This window comes from Niabella pedocola, assembly GCF_021044425.1.
Classification (GTDB): Bacteria; Bacteroidota; Bacteroidia; order Chitinophagales; family Chitinophagaceae; genus Niabella; species Niabella pedocola.
This window is the reverse complement of sequence record NZ_JAJNEC010000005.1, coordinates 1,024,990-1,043,894: the sequence shown is the minus strand read 5'-3', so window position 1 is coordinate 1,043,894 and position 18,905 is coordinate 1,024,990. Positions and strand designations below refer to the sequence as shown.

At 47.1% G+C, this 18,905-nt stretch carries 16 protein-coding genes; 8 read left to right on the top strand and 8 right to left on the bottom strand.

Translation table 11 applies throughout. The features are described from left to right. The first annotated feature begins 8 nt into the window (after positions 1 to 8). The 8 genes from LQ567_RS11930 to LQ567_RS11895 all read left to right on the top strand — a co-directional run bounded on the left by LQ567_RS11930 (position 9) and on the right by LQ567_RS11895 (position 8,475). Positions 9 to 635, top strand: coding sequence for a PAAR domain-containing protein (locus tag LQ567_RS11930; protein WP_231004738.1), 627 nt, complete (start codon positions 9 to 11; stop codon positions 633 to 635). A gap of 15 nt (positions 636 to 650) precedes the next feature. Next, entirely contained in the window at positions 651 to 2,630 is a 1,980-nt protein-coding gene (locus LQ567_RS11925; protein WP_231004737.1) for a hypothetical protein, read from the top strand. A gap of 11 nt (positions 2,631 to 2,641) precedes the next feature. After that, positions 2,642 to 3,298, top strand: coding sequence for a hypothetical protein (locus tag LQ567_RS11920; protein WP_231004736.1), 657 nt, complete (start codon positions 2,642 to 2,644; stop codon positions 3,296 to 3,298). Between the two features lie 36 nt (positions 3,299 to 3,334). Next, positions 3,335 to 3,784 carry a type VI secretion system contractile sheath small subunit gene (locus LQ567_RS11915; protein ID WP_231004735.1) on the top strand — a complete coding sequence of 150 codons (450 nt, stop codon included), beginning with the start codon at positions 3,335 to 3,337 and terminating at the stop codon, positions 3,782 to 3,784. 19 nt (positions 3,785 to 3,803) lie between these two features. Next, positions 3,804 to 4,283: a type VI secretion system tube protein TssD gene (gene tssD, locus LQ567_RS11910; protein ID WP_231004734.1), complete on the top strand. Its 480-nt coding sequence runs from the start codon at positions 3,804 to 3,806 to the stop codon at positions 4,281 to 4,283. A gap of 24 nt (positions 4,284 to 4,307) precedes the next feature. Then, positions 4,308 to 5,645, top strand: a complete 1,338-nt coding sequence (locus LQ567_RS11905; protein WP_231004733.1) for a DUF5458 family protein — start codon at positions 4,308 to 4,310, stop codon at positions 5,643 to 5,645. A gap of 51 nt (positions 5,646 to 5,696) precedes the next feature. Further along, positions 5,697 to 7,316: a cell envelope integrity protein TolA gene (locus LQ567_RS11900; protein WP_231004732.1), complete on the top strand. Its 1,620-nt coding sequence runs from the start codon at positions 5,697 to 5,699 to the stop codon at positions 7,314 to 7,316. Between the two features lie 67 nt (positions 7,317 to 7,383). After that, a complete protein-coding gene (locus LQ567_RS11895; RefSeq protein WP_231004731.1) occupies positions 7,384 to 8,475 on the top strand; it encodes a lytic transglycosylase domain-containing protein in 1,092 nt (363 codons plus the stop codon). Between the two features lie 2 nt (positions 8,476 to 8,477). Here LQ567_RS11895 and LQ567_RS11890 read toward each other — a convergent pair whose 3' ends face one another. The 8 genes from LQ567_RS11890 to efp form a co-directional block, all read right to left on the bottom strand. After that, complete coding sequence (locus LQ567_RS11890; RefSeq protein WP_231004730.1) at positions 8,478 to 9,242, bottom strand: LytR/AlgR family response regulator transcription factor; 765 nt, start codon at positions 9,240 to 9,242, stop codon at positions 8,478 to 8,480. 112 nt (positions 9,243 to 9,354) lie between these two features. Continuing rightward, entirely contained in the window at positions 9,355 to 10,392 is a 1,038-nt protein-coding gene (locus LQ567_RS11885; RefSeq protein ID WP_231004729.1) for a sensor histidine kinase, read from the bottom strand. After that, positions 10,389 to 11,450, bottom strand: a complete 1,062-nt coding sequence (locus LQ567_RS11880) for a sensor histidine kinase (protein ID WP_231004728.1) — start codon at positions 11,448 to 11,450, stop codon at positions 10,389 to 10,391. The genes LQ567_RS11885 and LQ567_RS11880 overlap by 4 nt, the downstream gene beginning before the upstream one ends. Positions 11,451 to 11,459: 9 nt before the next feature. Beyond that, entirely contained in the window at positions 11,460 to 14,456 is a 2,997-nt protein-coding gene (locus tag LQ567_RS11875; RefSeq protein WP_231004727.1) for a ligand-binding sensor domain-containing protein, read from the bottom strand. 317 nt (positions 14,457 to 14,773) lie between these two features. After that, positions 14,774 to 15,367 (bottom strand): c-type cytochrome, encoded by a 594-nt coding sequence (locus LQ567_RS11870; RefSeq protein ID WP_231004726.1) that lies wholly within the window; start codon positions 15,365 to 15,367, stop codon positions 14,774 to 14,776. A gap of 783 nt (positions 15,368 to 16,150) precedes the next feature. Continuing rightward, complete coding sequence (gene accC, locus LQ567_RS11865) at positions 16,151 to 17,491, bottom strand: acetyl-CoA carboxylase biotin carboxylase subunit (protein ID WP_231004725.1); 1,341 nt, start codon at positions 17,489 to 17,491, stop codon at positions 16,151 to 16,153. A gap of 156 nt (positions 17,492 to 17,647) precedes the next feature. Next, positions 17,648 to 18,118, bottom strand: coding sequence for an acetyl-CoA carboxylase biotin carboxyl carrier protein (gene accB / locus LQ567_RS11860; protein ID WP_231004724.1), 471 nt, complete (start codon positions 18,116 to 18,118; stop codon positions 17,648 to 17,650). Positions 18,119 to 18,311: 193 nt separating this feature from the next. Further along, positions 18,312 to 18,878 (bottom strand): elongation factor P, encoded by a 567-nt coding sequence (gene efp / locus LQ567_RS11855; protein WP_231004723.1) that lies wholly within the window; start codon positions 18,876 to 18,878, stop codon positions 18,312 to 18,314. Positions 18,879 to 18,905 lie beyond the last annotated feature (27 nt).

The window sequence follows — 18,905 nt, the reverse complement described above, 5'->3', positions numbered from 1 at the left end:
TACTATAAATGGGAAAACCTGCAGCAAGGATCGGAGATATGCATGTGTGCCCGCTGGTTAACGGGCTGGTGCCTCATGTGGGTGGTCCGGTATTGCCGGCGGGTGTACCCAATGTGTTGATTGGCGGTATGCCGGCGGCAACAATGGGTGATATGTGTGTGTGCACCGGGCCGCCCGATGTAATTATGCTGGGTAGTTCCGGTGTGTTGATCGGTGGAAGACCAGCAGCACGGATGGGCGATACCACCGCTCATGGAGGAAGTATCATATTGGGCTGCTTTACGGTGCTGATCGGTGAAACCGGCGGTGGTGGCGCAGGAGCCGGGGCTGGTATGGGCGGCGGGTTAATGGAAAGCGGAATGGTTGGCGCAGCCCGGGCAAAGGATATTGCCAATACGCAGGCATTAAAGGAAGCTGCAAAAAAAGGCAGCACCGTTGCGGAGAAAACGACCCGTGAAGATTTTACCGCCCGGTTCACGCTGAAGGATGAAGCACAAAAAGGGGTTGCCGGAAAACGTTATGAGATCCGGACAAGCGACGGCAAGATCCATGAAGGCAAAACATCTGCGGGCGGAACAACGGAACCATTGCAGGGATATACAACTGCTGATTGTACTGTGGCTTTTCTCAAATAAAAATAAACAGCGTATATGCCGGGAAAAGGAGCCGATACCAAACAGGATTTTGAATTGAACGATATCCGGCAGCTATTGGTGCTGGTGCGTTACCGGCCTGCAGGTGCTGTAGCGGCCGATGCGATGCTGGGTGGTATGGCCGATAAAGTACAGGGTGTAGTTGATAAGGTAGAATCGGCTGCTGCTGCCATACCGGGACTTAACCTGTTTTTTAAAGAAGAGAAGGAGCCTGAAAAAAAATGTGATAAGGAATATACCTATTATAAGGATTATAATGACTGGGATGCGTATATGCGGAAAATGAAGAACGAACTTTCCGACAAACTGCATATTGATAATGAGGTACTGGTTTTTGATTTCGATGCTGCTGATGCAGAAGGCCGTAAAAAGGAAGGGCAAAAGCTGTGTACACAGATAAAGGCAAAAACGGCTTCCTGGAAAGGTTATAGCTCCTGTTTTCACTTTGTGGGTTTGGGCCAGGGTGGTAACGTGGCCAATGAATGTATCGGGGAATTGAGCCAGGATGATGGGTTTAAAAATAAATGGTGGGTACAATCGGTGATCTATGTAGCTACGCCCTTATACCGCTATCAGCATACGTTTGATGAACCCGCGGCTTTTAAAGGGAAAGGCCGGAAATATGCTTTTGGCAACCGGTTTGATCTGACGGCGCAGGTGATCGAGTATTTTGAGCCCAACGATACATTGCGCAAACTGATTGCCGAATGTAATGCCAACCCGCTTTCGGTGTTTACCGGTAAAATTAAAATGCGGCTGGTAGCAGCATTGGGAAACCTGCTGAGCATTGATGGCTTTGGAACGGGGAAAGACAATGAAGGGCATTTGAATAAATTAAAACAAACGAAGGAAGAGATCCGCGGTCTGATAGAAGAATGTGTGAATGCGGTTAAAAACCTGGTGAATGTAGCGCCGGACCTGGTAAAGCCCGGCGATCTTCCAAAGTTTGATCAGCTGCTGCAGGGCTTTGATGCGATACCGGGGCAATCGGTAAACCGGCTGGAAAAGTTCATCGATGAAATTAAGCATGCCGCGCAGGGTACCAGCCTGGATACCAGCCGTATTAAGAAGGAAAAGATTTTAAATTTTCTCTGTCCCCTGGTAGACAAGCTTACGGATATGCTCCGGCTGTTTTCTATAGGATCCGAAACCTCCAATGCAACTGTTGACCGGTTGATGAAGCAGGCTGAGGTGAAAAAGATCCGGGCACCGCAAAACGATACCGTCTCGTTGCTGGGCGTGGATCCATACCTGGAAAAAGTGGCCCAGATGGCAGCGGAAGCCCAGGAGAAGGAGGCGGCATTAAAAAAAGAAGGGAAAGAACCGGATCCGCAATCTGCAGCCGCCATTGTATATGATCAGTCGGTAACCATGATCAATACCTGCCGGGAATGCATTGCTGCAATAACCGAAAAGCAGGATCTGGACCTGGGTGATCCCAATATTTCGGGGGAAGACAAAGCCCGCGTGGGAACGGCGGTTGCAGCCTTGTTATTGCCGATGATGCCCACCAAGAAAAAATTTTATGCCGAAGTGTTACAGTACCTGCCGCTTGGAGGCTTAAATGGGTTTCTTTCAAAGCTGACGGGTGATGCGGCATTTGCACCATTGAAGCAACTAACAGGAACATTTCTCGGAGATTTTGATGAAGGCACGGCGGAGGAACCCGGGCTGAAAACCTCGATAAAAAATTTTGATGCGGAACTTGCGCGGGTGAAGGGATTCTTAAACCGGAACAATTACCCGGTTCACAAAGATGCAAACAGTTTGTATTTTATTTATAACAGTCATAACCAGATGTTGAAAAAAGCATATGGGCCGGTATTGCATGTTATTGACAAAGAAACAGGGTACCTGGATTATATGGTCAATTCGGGATCGTCGCATTTTTTTAACCTGGAAAAGAATGAGTACATACAGGGTGGTGCAGGGGCGTCTCAGGACGCTGTTCCGGCCATCAGGAAGCAGGAGTCTTAAAAAAGGGAATTATGTTCGACGGGTTAGGTGATTATTTAAAGGCCCAGGCCATTTGTACGGGCGCAACGGATGAGCAGGTATATAATTCGATTATGAATTACTGGACCTGGATCTCACCGCAACCCAATGCCCGGGCGCACCTGCGGCATTACCGGCGCGGCGGTGGCAGCGACTATGCTGAACCGCAGCTGAGTGATCTGTTCAATGCCAATCCGAGGATCCGGTCGAAAATATTTGATGCCATTGGAAGGCAGATGCAGGCCCGGCCCCACGATGATTCCGGAAGCATTATCGGACGTGGGGTAGATGACGGACATCCGCCACCCATCAGCCAGGAAGATTATGATTCAGAAGACTGGCTGAATGCGAATGGGAATATCGATGAAGTGCATTGGCGTTTGGAGGGAGATTATAATCCCTACGACAACCGGGAAACGGACGAGCGGGCCTATTTGATGCGAGCACTCCGGCGAGGTACCGTTTTTTTGATCCAGGTACGGGTATCCATCCGCGATCCCTATACCTGGCATCCGAACGAGCAACGGCCCACCCAGTGTATTCATCAGGCAATGGAACGGCTGAAGGCTTCCGGTGCGGCCGATTACATTACCACCGGTACTACAGTACTTTCAATGCCGTCTGTATACCTCCCGGGTTGGACGCAATAGGGCCACATTATTTATAACGTAAAAACAGCGAGGATCATGACCGACGAATTGGATGAAGGACGTTTTAGCAACAGGCAGCAGCCCACGGAAACAGTTGCGGATATTGCGCCGAACCGGACGCTGATCGCCGGCTTATTAACCGACCAGGCGCCTTTAAAGCCCATAGCAGTATACGGCTTGCAGAACCTGGAAATGGTATTTGCGCATTATCAGCCGGAGATTACCGTGGCGCTGGAGAATACGGAGGGTGGTCATATCCGGGAAACCCTGCGTTTTCGCAAGCTCGGGGATTTTGAACCGGACCAGATCGGCAATGAAAGCAAACTGCTCCGGCATTCCCTGTTTCAGGCAGCCGCTTATCTGAAAGCTGCCCGTATGGCAACATCGAACACGGCGTTAAGACAGGTGCTGGCATCCGGAGAAAAACGATCGGATATGCATGCTGCCATAAAAAAGATGATAGCGATACTGGAACAACATTTATAAATGAATAAAAAATTTTTGTATGTCATTTTATGCGATATTAAAAATTTCCGGCAAGACCTACAACGTATTGAGCGCTGCATATGATTTTAAGAAATCAACCGATCAGTACGGTAAACCCAGGGTGGGAACCGATGGAGGAATGATCAGCCTTATTGTTGAATCCTCCCTGGATACCCTGTTCATTAAATGGATGCTGTCTCCAACCATGACGCAGGAAGGCGAAATCATCTTTATGAAGCGGGATACAAAAGCAGCCATGCGAAGGGTTCAGTTTTCCAACGGGTACTGCCTGAACTATTCGGAAACCTTTACGGGATCCGGGGAAAATCCCATGACCATCGGGCTGCTGATTTCGTGCAGTAAAATGGAGATTGACGGCGAAGTATTTGACAAATCCAAATTCTGGGGCGGTAGTTCGGGCGGCAGCAAATCCGGTGAATCGGCCGGTGCCAATAACAATGCCTCCGGAGGGAACGTTAATTCCTTTATTCCCGATTAAACATTGAACAGAACCTGGTAGTAAATGACAGCGCATACCGATCATACAGAAGAATCATTGTTAATGCCGGAGGCAGCCGAAGTGCCATTGGTCCCGAAGGAACTCTTTGAGGTGCTGGCGTCCGTTGTTGAGGGCGTGCACTACCTGAACCCGGACCGGAAGGCACAAATGGATTTGTTTCTCGGCGAAGCGGGCTTCCGGGAAGAACGGGCCAGCCTGCTGGCCGGCCTCCGTACCTGGGATGTATTGCTGGATAAGAAGATGGATGCAGACGCCCTGGCAAGTTATTGCGAAGCCGCCGCTGCTGAGGAACTGAGCCGTTATCAGCAGAATATAAAGACCGTACTGGAACACAGCAGGAAGCTGGAATGTATGTACCGTGCCCTCCACGCTTTTTTTGAGAATACGGAAAAGGACCGTATCCTCAACGTAACATTCCTGAATGCGGGTTTGGAACAACTCAGGGACACGGATGCTCCGAAGTTTATTGACTTCGTGCGGGAAGAATTTAAAAAGAACTATGACCGGCTTGATCTCCGGGATCATTATAGCCTGCTGGCCATTCCCGGATACCTGGGCAGCCGGAGTGTGATTGAAGTTTGGGGAAAACTGGCGCATGAACATAAGGTAATGCTCGTAACCGATTTTGAACACCTCGATGCGCCCGATGATGTAATGGAGTTATTTGAACGGGTACAGCATGCCGGCGGTGAAAAGTTTTTATCCAGCGTAATGATGACCTGTAACTGGCTGGTGGCAAGAGGCAGCCATACAGCAGCCGGGGAAGACGAAGCACTTTTTATGCCGCCTTCGGCCGCGTTGGCAGGGAGGCTGTATGCAACATTGATGAGTCAGGTGGCTGCGGGGAAAAAATTTGGGATACTCCGCGGGGTGAATGGGGTGGCTTTTGAGTTAAAGAAAAGCGAGATTGCCCACCTGGAAAAAATGAGCCTGATACCGATGGTAAAGGAACAGGGGCATGTAATGGCTTTTTCCGCGAAAACCTTGTTCAATGGAGATAATATGGGTTTGCAGACGTATTCCGTGGTTCGTGTATTTGATTATGTGACCAAGGTGCTGATCGATTTCCTGAACCGGAGGGCCTTTGAAAACTTTAACGCCAATACAAGAAGAGAACTGATGACGCAGATGGTGTTGTTCCTGGATAATATTTCGGGTCCGCGTAAGCTGGTTGAAAATTTTACGATCCGCCGATTTGAGCAGGATGCCGTAAAAAAAGACAATATTCACCTGGATATTTACATGAAGCCCTATTTCCCTGCAAAAAATTTTTTGATCAAAATGGAAGGACAAAAAAATGAAGACGGCAAAACCTGGGATACCGATTATGATGATTCCTGATGCTGAAAGCCGATAACGGAAACGCTATCTCCTAAATTTCAAACTTCGTATATGTATACAACCGGTTATTTTAAAAAGTGTTTATTGATCGCATTGTGTTGTTCGTTTTATTATGCGCATGCCAGCTCCCAGAACATTAACGGGGAAAAGATCATCGTGGGCCGGGAAAGCATCACGATCATAAATTTTCCCGACAAAGTAGTGAACATCAATTTTTCTGATGAAGCGGCATATGATTACTATATACCGAAGCGAAGGGAAGAGCGGTCCATCTCTATCCAGTTTAATAAAGACAAGACGAGCGGACCGGTGACCGGCTTACTGGTAAATGAAGGCGGACGCAGTCATATGTTCCGGTTGCTTTTTGATTCAACATATGATATTAATGACGATAGCCGGCCACCGCTGTGGTACGATCATTCCAATTTAAAAGAGCTGAAAACTTTTGTAAAGAATCAGAAAGATCCGGCAGAAACAACTGCCGGCGATGAATTGGCAAAGGAAAAGGAGCGGCAAAAAAAGGAAGCAGCTGCACGCAGGGAAGAAGCATTGGCCGCGCAGAAAAAATCGGAGGAGGCAGCGGTAACAAAGACGACGGCCCCGGCGGAGGAAAGTGCATCAGAGCGCAGGCAAAAGGAGGCCGAATTGGAGCTGGCACGCAGGGAAGCAAAAGAAAAGGAACGGCAGTTGCAACTGGCCGCTGAAAAGGAAGCGATGGCTCAAAAAGCGGCAGAGGAACACGCCCGGAAAGAAGCCGCACAGCTGGCATTACAAAAAGAACAGGATGAAAAAAAGCAAAAGGAATTAAAGGAAAAACAGGATGCTGCAGCATTGGCCCGTGCGCAAAAAGAGGCAGCCGAAAAAGAGCAGCGGCAACAGGAACAATGGGCGCAGAAGAAAAAGCAGGAAGAGGAACAACGGAAAAAAGCGGCCGAGGAGCTGGCCCGCAAGGAAGCAGCGCGGAAGGAAGCACAGGAACGGCTAGCCAGACTTGAAGCCGAGAATAAAAAGAAAGAAGCAGAAAAGGCTTATTCGGAAGGAGGTATCTGGCAGCGGTATGGAAAGAAAGGCATTGACCTCTATAACTTCCCGAGAAACCAGGTGCCTACGGTAAACTCCGATTTTTATGTAGTGCGGGATACGTTGAGAAATTTCCGGATCTCCGACTCCCTGATCCATACCGACGTTCCTGAGAAACTCAATATCGCTGCGGATAAACCCATTAATAAAGGGGTGAGGATTTCACTGGAGAATATTGTATTTAAAGATGTACATACGTATTATAAGCTGAAAATTGAAAATAATACGGATGAGGATTTCCTGATGGGCCGCACCTATATGTATTGGTATGATGGGGCCGAACAGGCAAAGATGATGGTAAAGGGGAGCTATCTTACGTATATCGGGTTTTTCCCGTTCGTACGGCCGAAGACCACGCAGTATGTTGTATTTGTAACACGCTCTCCCAACGTCGTAAATGATGAAAGCCTGGTATTGTTTGTAGATGAACGGAGGAAAGAAAAAGGAACGGCCAGTATTGTGATTCCCGGAGCCGCATATAACAAGGCGCTGGCGAACGTACAGGTGAAAGTAGGATCTTCCGCACCCGGCAGGCCTGCCGCTCCTTCTACCGGTAATGACGCCCGTACAAAAAAACGTTCGAAAAAATAACCCATACAAATACAGGTAGCAATACATTGGAGAACGAATGGCCCTCACCCGAGTAAACCCCGGAGCTTTGAACATATGTAACAAATACCGGATTATAGGAATCTTCCTGGCGTTCATATCGATCCAGGGAAATGCCCAGCATGTGGTTTCCTTTTGCGGAGAACCGGTTCCCATGGATCAGCAGTTTATACAGGATAAGCTGATCAATACCATCCGTAAACAGGTAAATGTGGTCAATTTTCCGGCACTCCGCAGAAGGGCTTTTGCATACTTTCCACTGGTAGAGCGTTACCTGGCTGCGTATGGGCTTCACCGGGATTTAAAATACCTTCCGATTGTGGAAAGTGGTTTTCTTACAGAAGAGGAATCGGCCGTAGGGGCAAAAGGCATCTGGCAGATCATGCCCGCAACGGCACGGAGCTACGGGTTGGTGATTGATGAAACCCGGGATGAGCGGGAGAATTTTGATAAGGCCACCCGTTTGGCCTGTACCCTTATAAAAGATAATTACAATATGCTGATCCGTTTTGTGGGCAGAACCAATTGGCCGCTGACCATTGCTGCCTATAACTTCGGAATTGGCAATATTGTAAAAGCCGTAAAAGCGCAGGGTTATAATTACTTTACCATGAAACTGAATCCGGAAACGGCATTGTATGTATATAAGATCATTGCGGTAAAAGAACTGTTTGAGTACCCCGAACTTTATAACTCTAAATTCGGGTATAATATTTTCAATCCCAAATCAGGGCCCAAAAATATGCCCGGTTCTAAAGACCTGAAGGTGGTCAATGACCCGGATGTGTTGCAGGAAATTGAAAAGGAGGTGGCAAAAAATGCCAACAAAAAAGAAACCGTGGTCCGGGAAGAGTATGTGATGGCGCATGTACTGGGCCGGATCCGTAATTTTCAGGATGGAGACATCGTGGATGTCGTACTGGATGAAGATCTGCAAACAGCGCGGAAAGGACTCTCGTATAAAGGGTATAAATTCGGCGTGCAGGGCTGGATCATCGATGACCGCGTTTTCTTCAAACTGGGTTATGATCACGATGTAACCCTGCTGGATACAAACAAGGAAAAAGGAATCTTACTGACGGACCTGCTTTCCAATAAACGGATCGATGTGTTGTTAAAAAACCTGGTCTATGAGAAGTAGGGCTATTTTCCCATCCAGATCTTGAAATCGGCCACCCGCTCGCGGCTCACCAGCGCCTCCTTTTCTACAGCGGGGTTTAACTGCAAAATCAGCCGGTTGCCAAAATAGTCATCAATCTTTTCAATACATCCGATCGATATAAAAAAAGAGCGGCTGATCCGGAAGTATTGGTCCGGGTTGAGCATGCTTTCCAGGTCTTCCATGGTATAATCTACAATAAACTTCCGCTGGTCTTTTGTTTTAAAAAAGATCAACCGGCCATCACTATAGAAATAAGCGATCTCATCAATATCCACGCTTACTAAGCGGCTGCCGCTTTTTACAAGAAAACGCCTGCGATACTCTTTAACCTGCAGTTTTTGCTGGAGTTCCTTTACCAGGTGCTCAAAGCCCAGCGGGGCATCCCGTTTTGAAAAGTTTTGCCGGAATTTTTCCAGCGCTGTCTTCAGCTCGTCTTTTTGAACCGGTTTCAGCAGGTAATCGACACTGTTTACCTTGAAGGCCTTGAGTGCAAATTCATCATAGGAAGTGGTAAAGATCACCGGCACTTTTACCGCTGTAAGGTTAAATATTTCAAAACTCTGGCCATCGCTGAGTTCAATGTCCATCAATATCAGATCGGGGTCCTGATGGCTTTCCAGCCAGTCTACAGCGCTTTTAATGCTATCTGCCACACCCGTTACTTCAATAGAAGGATCTACAGCTGCCAGGGTTTTTTCCAGCTTTTTAACCGCCAGTTCTTCGTCTTCGATGATCAGCACTTTCATAAAAAAACATTTGACAAATAAAATTAAATAAATACCCCTGGAATAATGTTTTTACGTGTATTAACTGTTTTTATACGCGTATGAACTGCCATTATAGTGCGTTATTTATAGCCTATACCCGCCAAAGCAGCGGTAAAACAACGGTGAAGTTCTTATGTCCCTCCAATACCTGGAAGCCCGGTTGCTGAAGCAGCAGGTATTTGGCCCGGATATTTTGAAGACCGATACCGTTGCTAGGAACGAACGTGGTTTTCCGTTGCAGGTTGTTGTTTACAACCAGTTTATTTTCCCCGGCAGTAAAGATCTCGATGACCAGCGGGCTGCTTTTGGAGATGGTGTTGTGCTTTACAGCATTTTCTACCGTTAGTTGCAGGGTAAGGGAAGGAATGAAATACGCATAGTACTGGTGGTCGATACTGATATGTAGTTCGATAGCATTTTCGTACCGGGTTTGCAGGAGTTTAAAATAGGACCGGATGAATTGGAGTTCGTCCGTCAGGGTGCTGAGTGTTTCCCGGTTGTTTTTTAAAAGATAACGGTACACATTACTCAGCTCATCCAGGAACCGGACGGCCCGCTCTTTTTCAAGACCGATCAGGGAAGACAGGGTATTGAAACAGTTGAAGAGAAAATGCGGGTTTACCTGGTCCTTTAATGCATTAAACTCCTGTTTCAGTGAAAGCTGGTGTAGCATTTCCTTTCCGGTGGCGCTTTCTTTGTATTTTTTGAAAATATAGTCGGTTTCATAGAGGGGTTCAAACACCAGGTTTACGCAGAGCCCTACCAATGCGCCCTGCCAGAGATGTTGTGTTTGAAGCTGATAGCTAAAAATATGGAGCCCGTGATAGATGAAAAAAATGATATATACGGAGGGCGTCATTACAAAAAGGGTTACGAGCGCTTTTCCCATGATGCGTTGCCGGGTTTGGCTGAGCGCAGGATATTTTTTTTCGATCCAGGTGTCGTAGCGGGTATGTGCATCCATGGATACCATCCCCAACCCGAAGATCAGTGGGGTGGATAACAGCCAGATGAGCGGTTCTTTCCAGATGCGATCTTCAAACATGATGAGGTGCAGCATCGCCGTAATAAAAGGCATCGAAAACAGGAATGAATATAACCGCAGTTTGGGCCATTTAAGTAGCATCATTGTTCCTCCTCTTTTTTATCGCTTATTAAAGGGATCAGGATCAGTTGCTGCCCCTTCCGGTTTTTGGTAATGATCAGTTCCAGCCCCAGTAATTTGTATTTTTTGACCATAATGTCCAGGGAACTGTCATGATCCATATCTCTCGGGAAGGTTTTGGGCTGCAGGTTGTAAGTGGCCTGCAACACATGATAACCGGCAGATGCAATACTGATGATCAGCGGCTGTTGTTTGCTCACAATGTTTTGGGCGCAGGCATTTTCGATAAGTACCTGCAGTAGCAGTGGCGGTAATAACTTTTTGTGGTCGCCTTCATCCATTGAAAGATGGATCCGCAGACCCTCACCAAAGCGCTCACGGAGCAAATGGATATAGGCATTTAGAAAATCAAGTTCCGTATGCAAGGTCACCAGCTGTTCATGATCATTGCGCAACAGGTAACGGTATACCCGGCTTAGCTCATTCAGAAAATCTTCTGCTTTCTCCTCGTCTTCTTCAATCAGGCTGCTGAGGGAGTTGAGACAGTTAAAAAGAAAGTGCGGATTGACCTGGTTCTTTAACGCATTCAGTTGACTTTGTTTGTAAGCAGTAGTCAACTGGTCTGTTTCCTGTAATGCCGTCTTCCAGGCCTGAAAACGATGAATACTCTCCATCAGAAAGGTTAGAAAAATAGTAATAATGGATACGGAAAGATAGACCCAGGCCAACCGGTTCTCATTGAATTCCGTTTCAAAAAAAGGAATGGCTGCATAGGTTTTGAAAAGCAGGTATTTAAAAAAAATACTGACCAGGATGAAGGTGAGGATCAGCAGGCTTAACTTTTTAATGACCTGCTCCTCTTTGGGAAACCGTTTCCTGAGCCGCATGGATATAAATGTGCAGATGAGCGAAACAAGCATCAGCTCCGTAAATGTGATACCGGTTGCTGCCCCAAAAATGAGCGGGCTGCTGTAATAGGACCGGTCGAAGTAAATACTGTTTACGAACAGTGTTATAAGTATACAGATAAACGCAATGGTTTTATAACGCTTCCGGGGGTATGTGGCTAAGTACATGCGCATAACTGCTGACTATAATTGAATGCGGCACTCAATTTCGGCCTGGTTGGTATGTATAGAAGAATAGATCCAGCCGTTAATATTTTTTACACGACTGACAAATTCCCGGTTGGTAAGGAAATGCTGCAGTTGTTCTTTGTCGCAATGCTGGTGCGAGAACTGCAGGGTATATAACAGCCGGTTTTTATCACTGCCAAAATGAATGCAGATGTTTTCGGCTCCTGCATTAAGCAGTGCCTTGATACTGCGTTTGAAGAGCAGCAGGATCTCGTACCGCAGCTGAACATTCATTTTCAGAAGTGCTACTTTCGGATCATGCGCCAGGTCGATATGGGTACGGTACCGGTTATTCAATATACCTACATACTTGTGAAGGCGGCGCAGCAATTGCTCGGTATTGTCGTTCTCCGGCGAAATGGCCCAAAGCATATCCTGCATAGCCGATATCATCTCCGAGCTTCTGAACCGTATCTGTTCCAGGAACTCCTGCGATTTCTTGGGGTCCGACATGTGTTTTAACACGGCCATTTCACTCAGGATATTAATATTCTCGAGGGTAGTGCTTACATCATTATGGAGCCTGCTCCCGATATTAGTACGCAGCTTCTCCATTTCCTCCCGCCGTTTCATCCGGTAGTGGTCAAATATATATAGCAAGAACAGGGCAAGAAGGGCCAGCAGTATGTAAAACCAAAGCGTTTTGTAAAAAGGGGCCGCTATTTCAATGGGGATGCTAAGTATGCCTACCAGGGAATGCTCCTCATTCAGAAAGGCCGTGCTCAGGGTGTATTTGCCGGACGGCAGGTAGTTCAGCAGCACTTCACCGGTAGCAGTGGCCGGCTTCCAGTTTTTATCCATGCCTTCAAACTGAAAATAAACCGGGTAAACAGTATGGAAGGTATTGGTGGTGAACCGGGCTTTGATGTCGATTCTTCCCGGGCCAAGCCTTAGTTTTTTTAAAGCCAGGATGGAATCTACAGGAACAGCAACATCATTGATATACAGTTCGGCAAGCTGTACCGGCGGTGTATGGTTTTTAATACGGCTCATGATAGCCGTGGGGTTAAAGATCACGATCCCGTGATTGGTGCCAAAAATGATCCGGCCATCCCTGAGATTTGCTGCCGCTGCATAATTATAGCTGAGGTCGTCGAGGCCATTCCGCTCATCAAATGCATATTCACCGACATTTTTATCCGGCCACTGGGCCGTGATGCCGGTGGGGCTGCTGGTCCATATAACCCCGCTACGATCAACCGCCAGGTTGGCAAGGGGGGCTTTTTTTTTCTGGTACCGGAACGTTCCTGTTTTTGTATCCAGGATGTTCAGCCCATCCGAACTAAAGACCAGGGTACTGTCGTTGGCGGTTGCTATATCCGGCACCGATAAGCCCAGGATGCTCTTTCCCTCCGGCAGACTGGGCGTATAATGGCCGGTTCGCTGTTCTTTTACTGCATCAATCCGGTATAACCCATCCCAGATAGTGCCCGCCCATACTTCATTTTGTTTACTGATGAGCAGGCGGCAGACCGGAGAGTTTGTTTTTTCAATCAGCTTCCAGGTTTGCGTTTCCGGATGGTATTTTACAATATGACCGCCTTGTGTGCCAAACCAAAGATTGCCGTTTTTATCCGCTGCTACCTGCCGTACGGTGGTGCGTTGGAAAACCGGGGGGTAAACATGGGTGATGGCTTGTGTTGACCTGTTGTAAAATCCCACGCCACCATTTTGGATACCCCACACGATATCCCCCTTATGGGTTTCTTCCAGGCACCACACCATTCCTTCTTTCAGCCCTGCATCCCCGGGAAAGAAACCAGGTGCCAATGGCTGCAATTGCTGGTTATAGGAAAAAATTCCATGCCCCCATGTGCTTACAAGAATTTCCCCGGTACGGGTTTCCAGGATATCCGTTACATCCTGTTTAAAAGGGGCGTCGTTGCCCGCTACACGGTTATTAATAAAGTTAAACAGGTGTTGCGGCGGGTTAAAATGATAAAGGCCCTTATTGGTGGCCAGCCAGATGTTTTTCTCCCGGTCCTCTAAAATATGATGCACCACATCATACCGTAAACTGTAGGTGCCGGGGCCGTTTTTTTCAATCAGCTCTACGCGGTGCTTTGCCGGGTTCAGCTTGGCAAAAAGATTATCGCCGGCCATCCATATGGCACCTTCGGTTTCGATAACGCCGTATGCGGTAAAGTATTCGTTTTTCAGTGCCTGCAGGATCACATCATCCCACCGTTCGATGCGTCCGGAAGCATCCATACTCTGTATGATCAGTCCCGTTTCGGGCCATGCCCCGATCCATTTTCTTTGCTCGGCATCTACATAAAAAAAGTTCACCATTTTTAAATTGCCAAAGGCTTCAATACACGGATCGTTTCCTGTATTGGAGCCGGCATAAGAAAGCTGGCGATGAAACGGGTTATATTTCACCAAACCGTTTGCAGTGCCGATCCAGTAATTCCGGTTGGCATCCTGGTAAAACTGGGTGGGAAGCCACCCGGCAGGTAACTGAAACCAATTGTGGCGCTCACTTACCTCTGTTGCTGCAGCATTGAGGGTCATAAATCCCTGTAGCCGGTATACCATTAAAATGTGTTCATCCTGGTCTACATACAAACTGGCATTCCGGGGCCGGATATGAGCAGGGCGATGCACCTTTACGGGATGCCATTTGAAATCTGTTGTGTTAAGGTAACCCAGTACAGAGTCGGCGATGATCATCCAAACGCGGTTTTTGCGGTCGATATACAGATCGTTCAGTGCTCCCTGGGGAAGTTGCCTGCCATCCGTAAGAAAGTTCAGAAAACGGTACCCGTCATAACGTTGAAGACAGGTAGGTGTGGCCATCCAGATATAACCTTTAGCATCCTGCTGCACCTTGCTGACGGTATTACTGGAAAGGCCGTCGCGCAGGCCGAGGTGCGCGAACAGGTAGTTTTGCTGCGCATTTGCTGAAAAGCACCCAACCAGTAAAATGAAACACAACAGTCGTTTGATCAAAAGTTCGGTTTGAAAAAACAAATCTACCGTAAAAAAATGATAGCTGTATGCAACCGGTGCAGCGAAACCGGCAATTCCTGCAGCGCATCCAGCAATTGGCCTGCCTGTTATACATCGGCCGACTACCTTAATGGGATGGTGCCTATCGCATGTTCTGTAGGCAGGCAAAAAAGATCCCGCCTTTTATTTAAGTGGGCAGGACCTTTTTGATTTTTTTGGCATCCGTGTACCGGCAATATTTTTTGTTCTGTTTAAATAGCCGGGGCCGCATTGTTAAAAATAATTTCCGCTGTTCAGCCTGTTGTTTTACGAGATGGTTATTTTACCATGTCTTTAAACTGCATGGGTGCAGGAGCTACATTTTTAACAGGTCTGGTGGTTTTAAGATATGCGTGAATAGCGGCAATGTCTTCGTCTGTGAGCTTGGCTAAATTGAACCAGGGCATCGGGGGCAGCAGGGGACGGGCGGCATCCATGCCTTTAAACTTTCCATGTCTCAGGGCATTCTTAAAGTTTTCGAGGGGCCAACTTCCTGCGCCACTATCATCACTGGTTAAGTTCGATGCAAAGCTGATGCCCCAGGGACCCGCAGCAGCGGTCATGTCTTCGTTAAACTGGGCAATGCCTCGCTGCGCCAATGCACTGTCGAAGCTGCTGACCGGCCGGTTGGAGGGGTAGCCTGATAACAGCGTTTCGGGAACCAGTTCGGGGCCGTTGGGTCCCATTTTTTTAGGTGAATGACAATCGTTACATCCAGCGATGGTTACCAGGTATTCACCACGTGTTACCATTGCAGCGGAGTCTGTGGTTGTGGGTTTGCCGGCATCGGATGCACCGGTATTGTCAGCCTGCTTGCATGAAAAACATAAAGTGGCTGTTGCATAAGCAGCCAGTAAAAATAATGTACGCATGTTATTTTTTTATGGTTGTTGAAAAACTTCTCGTTGAGCGTAAAAGTACTCCTATAAACAGTGTGATAAGTCAGCAGGCGTATGAACTGTGCTTTTTCGTAGATAAACTGACAATGCAGTAGACGAAAGGTATGTATATGATGCCTCGGGAAAGGCCATAATACCGTTGATCCAACCTCGGTATATGAATTTATATGGATGCTTTTGAATGATTAACCGCAATGTACGCAAGATTGTTGTATTTCCTTCGCGGCCTTCGCGTATTCCTCGCCTTTGCGGCAAAAAAGAAACCGCAATGTGCGCAATGCATCCGCAAGGTTCGCAATATAGGCGGACTGTTGTAATCTCTCAGCGGCCTTCGCGTATCTCTCGCGGCCTTTGCGGCAAAAAAGAAACCGCAATGTGCGCAATGCATCCGCAAGGTTCGCAATATAGGCGGACTGTTGTAATCTCTCAGCGGCCTCGCGTATTTCTCGCGTTCTTTGTGGCAAAAAAGAAACCGCAATGTGCGCAATGCATCCGCAAGGTTCGCAATATAGGCGGACTGTTGTAATCTCTCAGCGGCCTTCGCGTATCTCTCGCGGCCTTTGCGGTAAAAAAGAAACCGCAATGTACGCAAGGCATCCGCAAGGTTCGCAATAGAGGATTTTCGTAATCTCTTCGCGTTTTTTTGCGTTAAAAAAACTGCAAGCGTTTTAGAAACGAAGTAACAAGCGCAGGTGGAAGGGATGCGCATAAAAAACCCCGGCTATGCCGGGGTTGTATTCAACAGGATTGAATCTGTTATTTTTTCATCACAAAACTTTCCATAAACTTGGTATTGAAGTTTCCGGAACGGAAGTCTTCATTTTGCATCAGCTGTAAATGGAAGGGGATGGTGGTTTTAATGCCTTCGATCACATATTCACTCAGTGCACGGTACATGGTATTGATGGCTTCATCCCGGGTACGTGCCACCGTGATCAGCTTACCGATCATGGAATCGTAATAGGGCGGGATGGTATAGCCGGCGTATACATGGCTGTCTACCCGAACGCCATGGCCACCGGGTACATGCAGGTTGGTGATCTTTCCCGGTGAGGGACGGAAATCATTGTAGGGATCTTCCGCATTGATACGGCACTCGATTGCGTGCATTTGGGGAAGATAATCGGCTCCGGAAACTTTTTCGCCCATGGCTATTTTGATCTGTTCTTTGATCAGGTCAAAATTGATCACTTCTTCTGTTACGCAATGCTCTACCTGTATACGGGTATTCATTTCCATAAAGTAGAAGTTCCGGTGCTTGTCTACCAGAAATTCGATAGTGCCCACACTTTCATAGCCAATGGCTCCGGCCGCTTTTTTTGCAGCCTCACCCATTGCATGACGCAATTCATCCGTCATAAACGGAGAGGGAGATTCCTCTACCAGTTTCTGATGGCGGCGCTGAATCGAACAATCCCGTTCGCTCAAATGGCATATGGTACCATACTGGTCACCAGCTACCTGGATCTCGATGTGACGGGGTTCTTCCACAAACTTTTCCATATAGATCCCGTCATTTTTGAAAGCAGCAGCGGCTTCGGCTTTTGCGGTATCATAAGCACGCTCCATTTCCGCCTCTTCCCAAACAATGCGCATGCCTTTTCCGCCACCGCCTGCAGTAGCTTTCAGGATAACCGGGTATCCGATCTCCTTTGCAACACCTTTGGCATGACTGAGGCTTTGCAGCAACCCTTCGCCACCCGGAACTACGGGTACTCCTGCCTTGATCATGGTTTCTTTTGCCGTAACCTTATCACCCATCTTGTTGATCATTTCAGCAGTAGGGCCTATAAATTTGATACCGTTCTCGTTGCAAATATTTGAAAACTTGGCATTTTCGGCGAGGAACCCATAACCCGGATGCACGGCATCTGCATTGGTAATTTCCACTGCCGCCATAATATTGGGCACATTTAAATACGAATCCACACTGGCCGGTCTTCCGATACAAACCGCCTCGTCTGCAAATTTTACGTGCAGGCTCTCGCTGTCGGCGGTAGAATAAACAGCCACCGTTTGGATACCCATTTCCCTGCAGGTGCGGATAACACGCAGGGCAATTTCACCCCTGTTTGCAATTAATATTTTTTTAAACATGTTTCTGATTTGATAATTTGAAAATAGGCCAATCTGAAAATAAAAAACCAATTAAAAGTGTTGTGCAAACAGCTGCCTGTTTTCACATCTTCTCCAAAGGTGCGAAGCACTCTTTTAGGGAGTCCTCCGGACAAATTGGTTAATTATCAAATTAAATCAGGGTTCAACAAGGAACAACGGTTGGTCAAATTCTACGGGAGAAGCATCGTCTACCAGCACTTTAACCACCTTACCGCTTATTTCGCTTTCAATTTCATTGAAGAGTTTCATGGCTTCAATTACGCAGATCACTTTGCCGGGGCTCAGTACATCGCCTTCTTCTACAAAATTGGGCTTGTCGGGTGCCGGTTTGCGGTAAAAAGTACCGATCATCGGGCTTTTGATGGTAATGGTATTGGAAGGTACTTCTGCAGCTTTGGGTGCTGCTGGAGTGGCTGGAGCGGCTTGTGTAGGCAGTGCAGGCACCTGCGCTTGCTGAAGCTGTACGGGTGCTGCTGTAACCACCTGGGTTACCTGCTCTTCTTTTTGGCGGATCGTGATCTTGAAATCTTTTTGTTCAATACTCAGTTCGCCAATATTCGATTTGTTGATCATTTTGATCAACTCCTGGATTTGTTTAAAGTCCATAATTCTTCAAGATTTAAAATAGTTTGGGTCAGTTTTTTTTTAACTGTTTAACGGAAAAGCGACATAAAAATGTGAAAAGCTAAGGTAAAGAATTCAATAGCAATTCCGTGATGTTTTAAGAAAAATGCCACGATTTATACGAAAAATGGCTTAGAATCGGGAGATTTAAGCCATTTTTCAACGTTATTTTGTGTTACTCTTTTACGCGTTCTACATACTCACCCGTTTTTGTGTTTACGCGGATGAGCTCTCCTTCATTTACAAATAAAGGTACGCTTACGGTAGCACCGGTTTCAACAGTGGCCGGTTTCAGGGTACGGGTTGCAGTATCGCCTTTCAGTCCGGGTTCTGTGTAGGTAACCAGCATTACTATTTTATCAGGCAGTTCCACGTTAACAGGAAGTTCCGTTTCTGTATTGATTGCAATGGCAACTTCCTGTCCCTCTTTCAGGAATTGTGGTGCGTCGATCAGGTTTTCGGCAACGCTCATTTGTTCAAACGTCTCATTATCCATGAAATTGTAGCCGGTTTCATCCTGGTACAGGTACTGGTAGGCGCGTTTTTCAACACGAACAGGATGGATGGTATCGCCGGAATTCCATGTTTTCTCAATCGTACGGGTGTTATCCACACCTTTTAATTTAGCCCAAACCTTTGCTGCCGCACGTGCAGTTTTGTTTTCGCCAAATTCTACTACTGAGTAAAGATTGCCATCGAGCTTTAAGATCATGCCGCGGCTGATGTCTGCTGTATTTGCCATGTAATTTTTTTTGAGGCGGCAAAGATA

Excerpts from the sequence above, each read along its gene's own strand:
- efp (WP_231004723.1), bottom strand. The coding sequence starts at position 18,878 with ATGGCAAATACAGCAGACATCAGCCGCGGCATGATCTTAAAGCTCGAT.
- LQ567_RS11890 (WP_231004730.1), bottom strand. The coding sequence starts at position 9,242 with ATGAAAGTGCTGATCATCGAAGACGAAGAACTGGCGGTTAAAAAGCTG.
- LQ567_RS11915 (WP_231004735.1), top strand. The coding sequence starts at position 3,335 with ATGACCGACGAATTGGATGAAGGACGTTTTAGCAACAGGCAGCAGCCC.
- tssD (WP_231004734.1), top strand. The coding sequence starts at position 3,804 with ATGTCATTTTATGCGATATTAAAAATTTCCGGCAAGACCTACAACGTA.
- LQ567_RS11920 (WP_231004736.1), top strand. The coding sequence starts at position 2,642 with ATGTTCGACGGGTTAGGTGATTATTTAAAGGCCCAGGCCATTTGTACG.
- LQ567_RS11930 (WP_231004738.1), top strand. The coding sequence starts at position 9 with ATGGGAAAACCTGCAGCAAGGATCGGAGATATGCATGTGTGCCCGCTG.
- LQ567_RS11925 (WP_231004737.1), top strand. The coding sequence starts at position 651 with ATGCCGGGAAAAGGAGCCGATACCAAACAGGATTTTGAATTGAACGAT.
- LQ567_RS11905 (WP_231004733.1), top strand. The coding sequence starts at position 4,308 with ATGACAGCGCATACCGATCATACAGAAGAATCATTGTTAATGCCGGAG.
- LQ567_RS11900 (WP_231004732.1), top strand. The coding sequence starts at position 5,697 with ATGTATACAACCGGTTATTTTAAAAAGTGTTTATTGATCGCATTGTGT.
- LQ567_RS11880 (WP_231004728.1), bottom strand. The coding sequence starts at position 11,450 with ATGCGCATGTACTTAGCCACATACCCCCGGAAGCGTTATAAAACCATT.
- accC (WP_231004725.1), bottom strand. The coding sequence starts at position 17,491 with ATGTTTAAAAAAATATTAATTGCAAACAGGGGTGAAATTGCCCTGCGT.
- accB (WP_231004724.1), bottom strand. The coding sequence starts at position 18,118 with ATGGACTTTAAACAAATCCAGGAGTTGATCAAAATGATCAACAAATCG.
- LQ567_RS11885 (WP_231004729.1), bottom strand. The coding sequence starts at position 10,392 with ATGATGCTACTTAAATGGCCCAAACTGCGGTTATATTCATTCCTGTTT.
- LQ567_RS11870 (WP_231004726.1), bottom strand. The coding sequence starts at position 15,367 with ATGCGTACATTATTTTTACTGGCTGCTTATGCAACAGCCACTTTATGT.